The sequence below is a fragment of the Streptomyces gottesmaniae genome (assembly GCF_031845845.1).
GTDB lineage: Bacteria > Actinomycetota > Actinomycetes > Streptomycetales > Streptomycetaceae > Streptomyces > Streptomyces akebiae.
Genome location: NZ_JAVRFJ010000018.1, coordinates 40,050 through 54,002, shown reverse-complemented (window position 1 = coordinate 54,002; position 13,953 = coordinate 40,050). Strand labels below are relative to the sequence as shown.

General features: G+C 71.6%; 12 protein-coding genes. 8 read left to right on the top strand and 4 right to left on the bottom strand.

Annotation, left to right across the window (positions count from 1 at the left end):
• Nucleotides 1-62: 62 nt before the first annotated feature.
• Nucleotides 63-1,682, bottom strand: coding sequence for an acyl-CoA synthetase (locus RM704_RS21255; RefSeq protein ID WP_033526258.1), 1,620 nt, complete (start codon nucleotides 1,680-1,682; stop codon nucleotides 63-65).
• Nucleotides 1,683-1,850: 168 nt separating this feature from the next.
• Here RM704_RS21255 and RM704_RS21250 point away from each other — a divergent pair, with 168 nt between their 5' ends.
• From RM704_RS21250 to RM704_RS21230, 5 genes are all read left to right on the top strand, one after another.
• A complete protein-coding gene (locus tag RM704_RS21250; protein ID WP_033526257.1) occupies nucleotides 1,851-2,651 on the top strand; it encodes a crotonase/enoyl-CoA hydratase family protein in 801 nt (266 codons plus the stop codon).
• A gap of 315 nt (nucleotides 2,652-2,966) precedes the next feature.
• A complete protein-coding gene (locus RM704_RS21245; protein WP_033526256.1) occupies nucleotides 2,967-3,917 on the top strand; it encodes a Zn-ribbon domain-containing OB-fold protein in 951 nt (316 codons plus the stop codon).
• The gene (locus tag RM704_RS21240) at nucleotides 3,914-4,984 is read left to right on the top strand and encodes a thiolase family protein (protein WP_033526255.1); all 1,071 of its coding nucleotides are present in this window, start codon (nucleotides 3,914-3,916) and stop codon (nucleotides 4,982-4,984) included. The genes RM704_RS21245 and RM704_RS21240 overlap by 4 nt, the downstream gene beginning before the upstream one ends.
• On the top strand, nucleotides 4,981-6,147 hold the full coding sequence (locus RM704_RS21235) for a thiolase family protein (RefSeq protein WP_033526254.1): 1,167 nt from the start codon (nucleotides 4,981-4,983) through the stop codon (nucleotides 6,145-6,147). Before RM704_RS21240 ends, RM704_RS21235 begins: the two co-directional genes overlap by 4 nt.
• Before the next feature lie 82 nt (nucleotides 6,148-6,229).
• Nucleotides 6,230-6,475 carry a DUF397 domain-containing protein gene (locus RM704_RS21230; RefSeq protein WP_033526253.1) on the top strand — a complete coding sequence of 82 codons (246 nt, stop codon included), beginning with the start codon at nucleotides 6,230-6,232 and terminating at the stop codon, nucleotides 6,473-6,475.
• A 53-nt stretch (nucleotides 6,476-6,528) separates the two neighbouring features.
• On the opposite strand, the gene RM704_RS21225 is transcribed toward RM704_RS21230, so the two are convergent.
• On the bottom strand, nucleotides 6,529-7,449 hold the full coding sequence (locus tag RM704_RS21225) for a transglutaminase family protein (RefSeq protein WP_033526252.1): 921 nt from the start codon (nucleotides 7,447-7,449) through the stop codon (nucleotides 6,529-6,531).
• A gap of 178 nt (nucleotides 7,450-7,627) precedes the next feature.
• Here RM704_RS21225 and RM704_RS21220 point away from each other — a divergent pair, with 178 nt between their 5' ends.
• Together RM704_RS21220 and RM704_RS21215 are read left to right on the top strand one after the other, a co-directional pair.
• A complete protein-coding gene (locus tag RM704_RS21220) occupies nucleotides 7,628-8,230 on the top strand; it encodes a CGNR zinc finger domain-containing protein (protein ID WP_033526251.1) in 603 nt (200 codons plus the stop codon).
• A 68-nt stretch (nucleotides 8,231-8,298) separates the two neighbouring features.
• On the top strand, nucleotides 8,299-8,796 hold the full coding sequence (locus tag RM704_RS21215; protein WP_033526250.1) for a hypothetical protein: 498 nt from the start codon (nucleotides 8,299-8,301) through the stop codon (nucleotides 8,794-8,796).
• 68 nt (nucleotides 8,797-8,864) lie between these two features.
• Here the strand turns inward: RM704_RS21215 and RM704_RS21210 are convergent, their stop codons facing one another.
• Nucleotides 8,865-10,835 (bottom strand): N-acetylmuramoyl-L-alanine amidase, encoded by a 1,971-nt coding sequence (locus RM704_RS21210; RefSeq protein ID WP_033526249.1) that lies wholly within the window; start codon nucleotides 10,833-10,835, stop codon nucleotides 8,865-8,867.
• Nucleotides 10,836-11,067: 232 nt separating this feature from the next.
• Entirely contained in the window at nucleotides 11,068-12,210 is a 1,143-nt protein-coding gene (locus RM704_RS21205) for an aminoglycoside phosphotransferase family protein (protein ID WP_033526248.1), read from the bottom strand.
• A gap of 236 nt (nucleotides 12,211-12,446) precedes the next feature.
• Between RM704_RS21205 and RM704_RS21200 the strand changes: the two genes are divergently transcribed.
• Nucleotides 12,447-13,943, top strand: coding sequence for a DNA-binding protein NsdB (locus RM704_RS21200; protein ID WP_033526247.1), 1,497 nt, complete (start codon nucleotides 12,447-12,449; stop codon nucleotides 13,941-13,943).
• Nucleotides 13,944-13,953 lie beyond the last annotated feature (10 nt).

Genomic DNA, 13,953 nt, shown 5'->3' with positions numbered 1-13,953 from the left:
CGCGGTTCCCCGACGCGACCCCGGACGAACGCACGACGCGGTGGGCACCGCCCGTGCGCTGCTCACACGTCCGCCGCCACCGCCACCGAGCGCGCCCAGCGGTAGTCCGCCTTGCCGCTCGGGGAACGCTGGATGGCGTCCGTGAGGACCAGCTGTCGGGGGATCTTGTAGCCGGCGAGACGGGTGCGGCAGTGGGTCTGGATGTCCTCCAGCGACGGCCGGGCGGCCCCCTCGCGCAACTGCACCACGGCGGCGACATGGTTGCCCCACCGGACGTCCGGCACCCCGGCGACCAGCGCGTCGTAGACGTCGGGATGGGCCTTGAGCGCCTGCTCGACCTCCTCCGGATACACCTTCTCGCCGCCGGTGTTGATGCACTGCGAACCCCGGCCGAGGACCGTGACGACGCCCTCCTCGTCCACGGTCGCCATGTCGCCGAGCAGCACCCAGCGCTCGCCGTCCCGCTCGAAGAAGGTCTCGGCGGTCTTCCTCGGGTCGTTGTAGTAGCCGAGGGGGACATGGCCGCGCTGTGCGACCCGGCCCGGCACACCGACGGGGACCGGCTCGTACGTCGCCGGGTCCACGACCTGCGTACGGGAGTGCACGCGGATGCGGAAACCGTCGCCGGCGCCCGCGTCCTGCGTGGCCGTGCCGTTGAATCCGGACTCCGACGAGCCGAAGTTGTTCAGCAGCATCGCGTTCGGCACCAGGGCCTGGAACTGCTGCCGGACCGTCTCCGACATGATCGCCCCGGAGGACGACACGCTGAACAGCGACGAGCAGTCGGTGCCCTTCATCGGGCCGCCCAGCGCGTCGATCAGCGGCCGCAGCATCGCGTCGCCGACCAGCGACACACTGGTGACCTTCTCCTTCTCGATCGTGCGCAGGACCTCCTCGGGCACGAACTTGCGGTGGATCACGACCCGTTGACCGAAGTTGAAGCCGATGAACGCGGTGAGCGTCGATGTGCCGTGCATCAGCGGGGCCGTGGGGAAGAACGTGATCCCGTCGCCCCCGGCGGCGACCCGCTCGGCCAGTTCCTCCGGCGACTTCACCGGCTCCCCGGTCGGCGCGCCGCCGCCCAGTCCCGAGAAGAACAGGTCTTCCTGACGCCACATCACGCCCTTCGGCATGCCCGTCGTGCCGCCGGTGTAGATGATGAACTGGTCGTCGCCCGAGCGGGCCGGGAAGCCCCGCCCCTCGGAGGCGGCGGCCGCCGCCTCGGTGAAGGCGACGGCGTCGAGGACGGGCGCGTCCGGCGCGGGGGTCCCCACCCGCACCAGGTGCCGCAGCTTCTCCGTCCGCGGCAGCGCGGCCGCCACCCGTCCCGTGAACTCCGCGTCGAAGACCAGACCGGCCAGGTCGGCGTCCCGGTAGAGGTAAACCAACTCCTCTTCCACATAACGGTAGTTGACGTTGACCGGCACGATCCGCGCCTTGAGGCAGCCGAGCGCGGTCTGCAGATACTCGACGCCGTTGTAGAGGTGCAGGCCGACGTGCTCGCCGGGCTCGATCCCGCGGTCGAGCAGATGGTGGCCGATCCGATTGGCCGCCGCGTCGAGTTCCGCGTACGTGAGCCGGTGTTCCGCGCCCGTGCCGGGGATGTCGAGGTACGCGAGTGCCGCCCGGTCGGGGACCACGTCGACGACCGACTCGAACAGGTCGGCAAGGTTGTACTCCACCGCACTCCTCCTGACCCCGCTGCCCCTCGGTTGCCGGTCATCAGAGCAAAGGGCGGCGCAACTGTGAAGGGTCCCCGCAGAGAAATCTGACTGTCTGTCAGAAAACCCTTGAAGTGCCGACCCCACTCCTGCAACCTGTTCTCGTTTCCTGCGGACGGAGGACAGCGGATGGGCGGCACCGAACACCTCACCGTGCGACGCGAAGGCGCCACACTGGTGCTCACGCTCAACAGGCCCGAGGCGAAGAACGCGCTCTCGCTGCCGATGCTGGTCGGCCTGTACGACGGCTGGGTCCAGGCCGACGAGGACGAGGAGGTCCGCTCGATCGTCCTCACGGGAGCCGGCGGTGCCTTCTGCGCCGGGATGGACCTGAAGGCCCTCGCGGGCAAGGGGATGGAGGGGCAGGAGTACCGGGACCGGCTCAAGGCCGACCCCGATCTGCACTGGAAGGCGATGCTGCGCCACCACCGGCCGCGCAAACCGGTCATCGCCGCGGTCGAGGGGCACTGTGTCGCGGGCGGTACGGAGATCCTCCAGGGCACGGACATCCGCGTCGCGGGCGAGTCGGCGACGTTCGGCCTCTTCGAGGTCAGGCGCGGGCTCTTCCCCATCGGTGGCTCCACGGTCCGCCTCCAGCGGCAGATCCCCCGGACGCACGCATTGGAGATGCTGCTCACCGGGCGGCCCTACAGCGCGCGGGAGGCCGCCGGGATCGGTCTCGTCGGGCATGTCGTGGCCGACGGCACCGCCCTGGCCAAGGCCCTGGAGATCGCCGAACAGATCAACGCGTGCGGGCCGCTGGCGGTGGAGGCGGTGAAGGCGTCCGTTTACGAGACGGCCGAGATGACCGAAGCGGAGGGGCTGGCCGCCGAGTTGAAGCGGGGGTGGCCGGTCTTCGACACGGCCGACGCGAAAGAAGGGGCCCGTGCCTTCGCCGAGAAGCGGCCCCCCGTCTACAAGCGCGCTTAGGGCGCTTCTGATGGATCTTCGCGGCGTCGCGACGCCCGGCACGCCTCTCGCCGCACCGCGCGAAAGCCCAAGTACGTCCAGTACGAGGGCTTCCGCGCGGCACGCCGAGAGCACGCTCCCCCAGTCTCGGCTTCGCTCGACCGGGAGGGGCCCCCACGACGCCGCTCCTTCACCCGCGGAGATCCATCAGAAGCGCCCTAGCACCCCCTGGGGCGGCCGTGCTTCGGCTGCGGGTCGGCTGTGGCTGCTCGCGCGGTTCCCCGCGCCCCTGAAGGGGCGCTCCTGTCGCCCCCCTCTCGAAGGAGGCAAGCCCCGATGTCCGCGATCCTCAAAGCGCCCCTCACCGTCGAGTTCCCGTTCACCCGGTCCCTCGGGCCCGTCCAGAGCGCCTTTCTGACCGGGCTCAGGGAGCGGGTCGTGCTCGGTGTGCGTACCGGTGACGGCAGGGTTCTGGTGCCGCCCGTCGAGTACGACCCCGTCACCGCCGAGGAGATCCGCGATCTCGTCGAGGTCGCGCCCACCGGCACCGTCACCACCTGGGCCTGGAACCACGAGCCGCGCCGCGGCCAGCCCCTCGACCGTCCCTTCGCCTGGGTGCTGGTGCGGCTCGACGGCGCCGACACGGCCCTGTTGCACGCCCTCGACGCGCCCGGCCCCGACGCCGTACGCACCGGCATGCGGGTCCGCGTGCGGTGGGCCGAGGAGCGGTCCGGCGCCATCACGGACATCGCCTGCTTCGAACCGTACGACGGCGAACCGGCGGAACCGGCGGGCCACGGCGGCGCTTTCGACGACGCCGTCACCGGCATCGTCGCCGCCGCCCGCCTCGACTACGCCTACTCGCCCGGCCGTGCCCAGACCGGCTACATCGAGGCCCTCGGCGACCGGCGCATCGTCGGCGAACGCTGCCCGTCCTGCCGCAAGGTGTACGTCCCGCCCCGGGGCGCCTGCCCGACCTGCGGGGTGGCCACCGAGGAGCGGGTCGAGGTCGGTCCGGCCGGCACGGTCACCACCTTCTGCATCGTCAACATCAAGGCTGCTCATACGGCGAATCTCGACATCGAAGTCCCCTACGTCTACGCCCACATCGCCCTCGACGGTGCCGGACTCGCCCTGCACGGCCGGATCGCCGGCATCCCCTACGACCGGGTGCGCATGGGGCTGCGCGTGGAGCCGGTGTGGACGGAGGGCGCCCGCTACCCCGACCACTACCGGCCCACCGGCGAACCCGACGCGGACTACGACACGTACAAGGAGCTGCTGTGACGCGCGAAGAAGCCCCGGGAGACCGTGACATCGCCGTCGTCGCCTTCGCCCAGACCGACCACCGGCGCACCAGCGAGGAACTCTCCGAGGTGGAGATGCTCATGCCGGTGCTGCACGAGGTCATGGCGAGCACCGGGCTCAGGACGGCCGACCTCGACTTCACCTGCTCGGGCTCCAGCGACTACCTCGCCGGCCGCGCCTTCTCCTTCACCCTCGCCCTCGACGGCGTGGGCGCCTGGCCGCCGATCTCCGAGTCCCACGTCGAGATGGACGGGGCGTGGGCGCTGTACGAGGCCTGGGTGAAACTCCGCACCGGGGACGCCGACACCGCGCTCGTGTACTCCTACGGCAAGTCCTCACCGGGCTCCGTACGGGACGTCCTCACCCGACAGCTGGACCCGTACTACCTGGCCCCGCTGTGGCCCGACTCCGTCGCCCTCGCCGCTCTCCAGGCCCAGGCCCTCATCGACACGGGTGCCACGGACGAGCCGGCGCTCGCGGCGATCGGGGCCCGCAGCCGCGCGGACGCCGCCGGCAACCCCCACGCGCAGCTACGGGGTTCGGTGCCGCAGGGGGAGTACCTGGTACGGCCGCTGCGCACCGGGGACTGCCCGCCCATCGGTGACGGGGCCGCCGCCGTGATCCTCGCGGCGGGGGAGCGGGCCAGGCAACTGTGCGAGCGGCCCGCCTGGATCCGGGGCATCGACCACCGCATCGAGGCCCACGGCATCGGCGTGCGCGACCTCACCGACTCCCCGTCCACCCGGATCGCCGCCGAGCGGGCCGGAGTCCATGAACGGCCCGTCGACACCGCCGAGTTGCACGCCCCGTTCAGCTCCCAGGAAGTGATCCTGCGCAAGGTGCTGGGGCTCGACGAGAGCGTGTGCGTCAATCCGTCGGGCGGGGCGTCCGCCGCCAACCCGATCATGGCCGCCGGGCTCATCCGGATCGGCGAGGCCGCCGCCCGCATCCACCGGGGCGAGTCCGACCGGGCGCTGGCACACGCCACCTCCGGCCCGTGTCTGCAACAGAACCTGGTCGCCGTACTCGAAGGGGATCCCCGATGAGCAAGGAGCCCGTGGCCGTCGTAGGCGTCGGCCAGACCAAGCACGTGGCGGCGCGCCGGGACGTGTCGATCGCCGGGCTCGTCCGGGAGGCCGCCCGACGGGCCCTGGACGACGCCGAGTTGGACTGGTCCGACATCGAGGCCGTCGTCATCGGCAAGGCGCCCGACTTCTTCGAGGGCGTCATGATGCCCGAGCTGTACCTCGCGGACGCGCTCGGCGCGGTGGGCAAGCCCATGATGCGGGTGCACACGGCCGGCTCCGTCGGCGGCTCGACGGCACTGGTCGCCGCGAGCCTGGTCGCCGCCCGCGTCCACGGCACGGTGCTCACCCTCGCCTTCGAGAAACAGTCCGAATCCAACGCCATGTGGGGGCTGTCCCTGCCGATCCCGTTCCAGCAGCCGCTGCTGGCGGGCGCGGGCGGCTTCTTCGCCCCGCACGTGCGCGCGTACATGCGGCGCAGCGGCGCCCCCGACACCGTCGGTTCCCTGGTCGCGTACAAGAACCGCCGCAACGCGCTGAAGAACCCGTACGCCCATCTCCACGAGCACGACATCACGTTGGAGAAGGTCCAGGCCTCACCCATGCTGTGGGACCCGATCCGCTACTCGGAGACCTGCCCCTCCTCCGACGGGGCGGTGGCGATGGTCCTCACCGACCGGGCGGGCGCGGCTCGCGCGCCCCGGCCACCCGCGTGGATGCACGGCGGCGCGATGCGCAGCGAACCGACCCTGTTCGCGGGCAAGGACAGCGTGTCGCCGCGCGCGGGACGGGACTGCGCCGCCGACGTGTACCGGCAGGCCGGCATCGCGGATCCGCGCCGGGAGATCGACGCGGTGGAGATGTACGTGCCGTTCTCCTGGTACGAGCCGATGTGGCTGGAGAACCTCGGGTTCGCCGCCGAGGGGGAGGGCTGGAAACTCACCGAGTCCGGTGTCACCGAGCTGGACGGAGATCTTCCGGTCGACATGTCCGGTGGGGTCCTCTCCACCAACCCCATCGGCGCCTCCGGCATGATCCGGTTCGCCGAGGCGGCGCTCCAGGTGCGGGGCCTCGCCGGAGAGCACCAGGTCGACGGCGCCCGTCGGGTGCTGGGGCACGCCTACGGCGGCGGTTCGCAGTTCTTCTCGATGTGGCTCGTGGGCGCCGAGCCGCCCGCCTCCTGAACCCGCCCCTCACACGGCCTGTCGGCGGTGGGGGCCGATCGCTAGTCTGGCGGGCGGACGACGAACCGGGAGGAGCACGGACGTGGCCGAGACCACCATGCAGCAGCGATCCCTCGACGGCTGGCACAAGCCGGCGGAACTGGACCTGAGCAACGCGGACTGGCGGTCGAGCAGCCAGGGGCGGGGAGATGTCCAGATCGCCTTCGTCGAGGGTTTCATCGCGATGCGCAACAGCGGCAGCCCCGAGAGCCCCTCGCTGATCTTCACCCCCGCCGAATGGGGCGCCTTCGTGTCGGGGGCCCGTGAGGGCGAGTTCGACCTGACCTGAGCCGCCGCACGTGCCGTGTCGGTGGGCGGCCGGAGCCGCCCACCACCGGCGGGTCAGCGCAGGGTGACCTCGCGCGGGCCGTTGTACGGCGCCAGCGACAGAACGGTCCGCGGTGTGCGCAGCCCCTCGCGCTCCGCGAACAACGCGCGGGCCGCCGCGAAGCGCACCTCGTCGCCCGCCACGACCGCGACCTCGTCGTACAGTTCGCGGACCGGGTCCACGAGTTCCTGACCGGGCTCCGTCTCGGTGCCCCAGATGTCCCACAGCAGTGTCTCGACCTTGTTCAGGGCCGCGAGATCGAGCCGGACGTTCCCGGCCACGAACCACTCCCCGTTGAGCGGCCCCTCCTCCGGCGGGTGCAGGCCGAACGCCCGGGGGTCCGCCTCCCCCGCCCGGATCGCCCGCCACGCCTTGCCCGCGACCAGGAAACGATCGCGCGGTACGTCCATCGGGTCGAAGCCGATGCTCCACGCGTCGGCGATCAGCGGCTCCGTCAGCTGTGCGTCGGCGAACAGCCAGCCCCGCGCCGGGTCCCAGTACTCGGTGACCACGTGGTCGGCGTGGAATCCGTTCTCGCCGAAGTAGGTGGCGAAGCCCGACCGCAACCGGGCGGGCACGCCGATGTGGCGCAGGAGCGAGCAGTGCAGCAGCGAGAAGTCGCGGCACACCCCGACGAACCGGTCCCCGGGCTCGCGGCGGTGCGACAGGGGCGCGTCGTTCCGCTCGACGACGAGCCGCAGGATGTCGTCGAGGTAGCGCGTCTCGGCGTCGTCGTGCAGCCGGTCCGGTGCCACGGCGTGGCCGAACGTGCCGCCCTCGCCCCGATGGATCATCAGATCCCGTGCCACACGGGCGAGTCGGGCCGGATCGCGGGGGAGATCGGCGTAGAGCGGGGCGAGGTCGCCCGGGTCGGTGAACGCGCTCTGCCCGGTGTAGAAGGCGGCGACATCCGGTGCGAGGTGGACGGGTGGCATGAGCGAACCCCCAGAAGGAATCGGCCACGTGTTCGATTTACGGGCCGCTCCGCCTCACCGTGCCAAAATTCACCCGCAATTGTCCACAATTCGCGAGCGGGAGCGGGGTGCTGGAATTCCTCGTTCGCACGCCACCCGATTCGAATTAATGGATGACGGCTCCCTTATCATTAGCGACATGGAGTACTCGATCAGCGGGGACGCACGGCTCGCCCTGGATCTCGCCCTGACCGTCCGCCACGGCGGCAGCGGTGATGTCACCGACGACCTGACCGACGTCATGGGACTCGCCACCTGGGTCCGCGCCCACGCGGACGACCTGCCGGCCACCGTCGGCCCCCTCGTCGACGAGGCCACGCTCACCGCCGTACGCGACCTCCGCGGCGCCGTCCGCTCCCTCTTCGCCCGCGCCGTCAGCCCCGGCGAGCCCAGCCCCGCCGACGCCGCCCGGCTGCTGCCCGTCCCCGAGGCCCTGGCGCGCCTCAACGAGGCAGCCGCCCTCGCCCCCACCGTCCCGGTCCTCACCTGGGGCCCCGGAGCCGACCCCGTCGTGCACCACCGGCCCGCCACCGGTGAGGACCCGCTCACCGCCGCCCTCGCCCGCGCCGCGCTCGCCTTCCTCGCGAGCCCCGAGCGACAGCGGCTGCGTGCCTGCCACGCACCACGCTGCGTGCGCTACTTCCTCAAGGAGCACCCCCGCCAGGAGTGGTGCAAACCCTCCTGCGGCAACCGGGCCCGAGTGGCCCGCCACCACGACCGCCACAAGAAGACCCCGGTCTGACAACCGGGACGGTCGTTCCCTGCGCTCCCTCGGCTCCACCTGCGGACGCCACGCCGTACCATTGCGGCATGTCCTTCCTCCGCCGCCGCAGTGCCACCCCCGCCGGGCCCGATTTCGACGTACTGGCCATGGATCCGGGCGACTGGCCGGGCAATCTCGGTGCCGGTCTGCTGCCCGCCCCCGACGGCAGCTGCCAGGGCGTCTTCCTGCGCTACGACCTCTACGGCGGCCGCGGCCCCGCGATGATCATCGGCAACCTCCCGGAGGGCTCCCCGGCGCGCGAGGTCGGCGACGACGAGATCCCCTTCGAGGTGGCCCAGCTGCTGGTCGCGCTGGAGAACGAGGAGGACATCACCGTCGTCGGTTCTGAGGACATGCCGGTGATGCAGGGCGACAACCTGCTGATCGTCCGCCGCCTCAAGCTCTCCGAGTCCCGGATCAGCTGCGTCCAGTTCGACCGCAGCGACAACGTCCTGGTGACCATCGCCGCCTGGGACCGCCCCATCACCGACGACCTGTACGCGCTGCTCAAGCCGCTCCCGGCGGAGCTCTTCCAGCAGGCCTGAGGGACGAAGAGGACGAACAAGGGGAAGGGCCGGGCGCGCACACCCGGCCCTTCCCCTTGTCCTCGCGCTCACGCGGCGGGCAGCACCCGCACATCCGCCGCCCGCACGAACGCCACCCGGTGGCCGAACTGGATCTCGTAGTAGAGGTCCTTGCCGACCACGACCCGATGGCCGCTCGTGTCGAAGGAGACGGCGTAGTAGTACTCACCGGGCACCAGGCCGCCGGTGACGTACTTCTGGCCCTTGAGGAGCTTGTACGGCCACGGGGACACCGCCTGCGCGGGCACACCCGCCGGGTACGCCGCCGCCTCCGGGTAGGCGCGACCGTACACCGGGATGTCCGCCAGGCCGTCCCGGGGCGTCACGACCAGCCCGGACGCGCCGACCGCCGTCGGCTTGCCCTGCGGGTTCCGGAACCAGGCCTTCTGCCCCAGGTACCAGATCGCCGTCCAGTCGCCCTGCCGCTCCGCGACCGCGTACTGCTGCCCGGTCGACATCCGGGAACCGAGGTCGTTCACATCGATCGTCGAGGGACTGCCGTCCGGCCGCAGCCCGATGTCCTTGATCAGGGGTGAGGTCACGTCGGGCCGGCTGTAGAGGCGTACGGCACTGGAACCGTGCACCGCGCAGGTCGCGCCGCCGGACCCGCAGCCGGTGAACGCCGGACGGTTGGCGGCGTAGTCCGGGAGGATGGTGACCATGGTGCTGTCGCTGCCGGACGTCGCGCCGAGCGGCTTGCCCAGCAGCTCGAAGTAGTGGCGCCAGTCCCAGTACGGGCCCGGGTCGGTGTGCATCCCCGGGATCGTCGCCGTCGTCGGACCGGGCACGGTGTCATGGCCGAGGATGTGCTGCCGGTCCAGCGGGACGTCGTACTTGTCGGCCAGATACCTCACCAGCCGCGCCGACGTCCGGTACATGGCCTCCGTGTACCAGGCGTCCGGCGAGGCGAGGAATCCCTCGTGCTCCAGGCCGACCGATCCCGCGTTGACGTACCAGTTGCCGGCGTGCCAGCCCACGTCCTTGTGCTTGATGTGCTGCGCGATGTGCCCGTCCGTGGAGCGCAGCGAATAGTGCCACGACACGTACGTCGGGTCCTGGACCAGTTCCAGAGTGGTGTCCCAGTAGCCCTCGGTGTCATGGACGACGATGTACCGGATGGGCTGCGAGTTCGGCCGGTCCGCCAGGTCGTGGTTGCCGTAGTCGTTGTCGCCGAACTCCTGGTACGGCGCCGGGATCCACTCGCAGGACACGGTGGTCGGGCACTGGGCGCCGGCGGCGGCCTTGCGCAGTCCCGCGCGGGACAGCTGCCCGGTGTCGGCGGCGAGGTCCGGATCGGCGGCCAGCGTCACCCGCTGGCCGGCGTCCGTGACGCGCTCCGCTCCGGCGCGGATGACCGCGAACACGTCGTTCGCGTACGCCGCCGCCGTGGCCCGGTCGTCGGCGCCCGAGAAGCGCGCCACCGCCCCGTACCAGTCCGCCGGGTCGGCGCTCGGTTCCGCGCCGAGCTGCCGCTGCGCGGCGGCGAGCAGCGCCGCACCGCCCGCCACGTTCGCCCCGGCGTCCGTGCGCAGCGTCCGCGCGGGCAGACCGGTCAGCTCGGCCGCCTTCGTCAACGTCCGGAGCCGGGCCGGGAGTTCGGACCGTTCAGGCAGCTTCGCCTCGGGCACCGGGAGCGGCCGGGACTCGTCGCCGCGCGCGTCCTCCGCGCCCTCGCTGTGGTGCGGGGCCTCGGCCAGGGCCGTGCGGGCGTCGGTGAGATGCATGGGCCCGTAGCCGCCGGTCACACTGGGCGCGCCGCCGTGTGCGTCCCAACGGGACTGGAGGTACGAGACGCCGAGCAGGACGCTGCGCGGTACGCCGTACTTCTCGGCCGCGGCGGTGAACGCGCCCTGCAGCCCGGTGAAGGCCGAAGGCCGGCTCTCCGGCGGCGCGGCCCCCAGCAGGGGCAGCAGCAGGACACCGGGAGCCACGGCGAGCGCCGCTCTGCGGACACGTCTGGGACGCGGGGTGGGCCTGCGGTCGGTGGGGGATCCTCGCAAGGCGGCCTCCTCTAACGGTGGGGCGTTGGCGGAGCGGCGGACCATGGACCCCTCCTGCCGGCGAAGCCGAGCGTGGAAGAGTGCGTCAGTGCTATCGGTCGGCCGACGATCCGTCAATCATGCCCCCGGGAGGTGGTTTCCCCGGTGATTGCCGGGTGCATGGCCACCCCGGGTCATGACGAAGGCCCGCGGTGCGCCCTTGCGCAGGTACACCGCGGGCCTTCGTATCCCCTCAGCGAGTGCCGACCGCCGCCCGTACGGCCTTGCGGGCCAGCTGGCAGTCGTCGTGCAGCCGCCTGAGCAGCAGCCGCTGTTCCTCGCCGGACGGCGCAGCAGCCGGGTGGGCCTGACCCGGTGCCGCCGGGGTCGAGTCGTGCATCGAACGCTGCACGACCGTCTCGTAGGTACGGATCTCGCGGGTCAGCACGAGCATCAGGTTCACCAGGAACGCGTCCCGGGAGGCCGGGCCCGCCGACTGCGCCAGCTGACTGATCTGCCGCCGCGCCACCGGTGCGTCCCCGAGCACCGCCCACAGCGTCGCCAGGTCGTACCCCGGCAGGTACCAGCCCGCGTGCTCCCAGTCCACCAGCACTGGACCGGCCGGTGAGAGCAGGATGTTCGACAGGAGGGCGTCGCCGTGGCAGAACTGGCCCATGCCCTGACGGCCCGACGCGTGGGCGATGCCGTGCAGGAGCTTCTGCAGATCGCCCATGTCCCGGTCGGTGAGCAGACCCAGCTCATGGAAGCGGGAGATCCGTTCCGCGTAGTCCAGCGGGGCGTCGAACGTCCCCGCCGGTGGCCGCCACGCGTTCAGCCGGCAGATCGCGCCGAGCGCCGCCCGGATGTCGGCGCGCGGCGGCGCCTCCACCGGATGCCGCTGCAGGGCCGCCACCCGGCCGGGCATCCGCTCGATGACCAGGGTGCAGTTGTCCGGGTCCGCCGCGATCAGCCTCGGCGCCCGCACGGGTGGGCGGTGCCGGACGAACGAGCGGTACGCGGCTATTTCGTGCCGGAGCCGCTCCTCCCAGATGGAGGAATGGTCCAGTAAACACTTGGCGACGGCCGTGCTGCGCCCTGTCGTGCCGACGAGCAGCACCGAGCGGCCGCTGCGGCGCAGCACCTGGACCGGAGTGAACTCCGGACAGATGCGATGCACCGAGGCGATCGCCGTGCGCAGCTGCGCGCCCTGAGGGCCGGACAAGTCGAGTCTCCCGCTGAGCGGTTGGGTGCCGAGCCCCGGCACACGCCGCGTCCGGCCGCCACCGAGCATCGGGGCCGCCGTACGCGTGGGGTCGAGGTAGGGGCCGCCGCTGCCCGGCTGGCGGGGGTGCAGCGACCGGGGAGGGGCGGACACGGAGGACGATGCTGCGTACATGGGGGAAGACAGATCCCTTCGTGTGCCGGCGATGTCACGCGCTACCCGCCCCGGCCGTACCGGGGACACCCTGGGGAGTGCCCGTCGGGGCGACCGGGTCGGGGTGGCGCTTTCCTACCTGACACCGGATGGGCCCTGGCACACCATCTAGCGCACCCTGGCGAAGCCTGGCGAATAGTCCCCGAGCAACTGACAGCGGGCTACATTCAACTCAGCCGAGAACCTGGGGGCTTGACGTGAGCGGACAACCCAATACCCGACTCGCAGACCTGTTCGGCCTGGCCGGCTGGTCCAAGGGAGAGCTCGCGAGGCTGGTCAACCGGCAGGCGGCGGCCATGGGCCACCCCCAGCTGGCGACCGACACCTCACGGGTACGGCGGTGGATCGACATGGGAGAGATCCCGCGCGATCCCGTGCCACGGGTGCTGGCGGCGCTGTTCACCGAGCGTCTCGGCCGTGTCGTGACCATCGAGGACCTCGGTCTGGTCCGGCACGGGCGTACGGGGAAACGGCAGGGCGGCGGGAGTGTGGAACATCCCGACGGTGTGCCGTGGGCGCCCGAACGGACTGCCGCGGTCCTCACCGAATTCACGGGAATGGACCTCATGCTCAACCGACGCGGCTTGGTGGGTGCGGGCGTCGCGCTCACCGCGGGATCCGCACTCAGCAGCGCCATGCACGACTGGCTGCACACCGATCCGGCCCTCGCGGCCGACGCCCCGGAAATCGACGACCCCCTGCACGCCGACCCCGCCGGGTTCGACCGTTACGAGGCCGCCCCCATCGGGTCGCAGGAGATCGAGGAACTGGAGCGCTCGGTCGAGGTGTTCCGGGCCTGGGACGCGGCCCGCGGCGGCGGGCTGCAGCGCAAGGCAGTCGTGGGACAACTCAACGAGGTGGGAGGCATGCTCTCCTACCGCCACCCCGAACATCTCCAGAGGCGCCTGTGGGGCGTCGCCGCCAACCTCGCCGTCCTCGCCGGCTGGATGTCGCACGACATCGGCCTCGAACCCACCGCCCAGAAGTACTTCATCATCGCCGCCCACGCCGCCCGGGAGGGCGGTGACCGGCCCCGCGCCGGCGAGGCCCTCTCCCGGGCGGCCCGACAACTGGTGCACCTCGGCAAGCCCGACGAGGCGCTGGACCTCATGAAACTCGCCCAGTCCGGATCCGGCGAGCAGGTCCTGCCGCGCACCAAGGCCATGCTCCACACCGTCGAGGCCTGGGCGCAGGCCTCCATGGGCAAGGGCCAGGCCATGCGCCGCACCCTCGGCCAGGCCGAGGACCTGTTCGTCTCCGAACGGGGGGACGTGCCGCCGCCGAGCTGGATGCAGATGTTCAACGAGGCGGATCTGTACGGCATGCAGGCCCTGGCCTACCGCACCCTCGCGGAGCACGAACCGGCCGCGGCCCAGCACGCCCGGCACTACGCGGAGAAGGCGTTGGACCTCAGGACGAACGCCCAGGGGAGGTCGCAGATCTTCGACTACCTGTCGATGGCCTCGGCGTGCTTCATCGGCGACGACCCGGAGCAGGCGAGCGGGTACGCGCGGCTGGCGCTGGCGTCGATGGGCTCCAACTCCTCCCACCGCACCTGGGACCGGCTGCGTGAGATGTACCGGCTCACCGGTCAGTACTCCAGCTATCCGAAGATCCAGGACCTGCGGGAGGAGATCAAGCTCTCCCTGCCCAAGCCCCAGTCGAAGAACAAGGGTGGCGGCGCCCTGGCGTGACCGTGAGGGG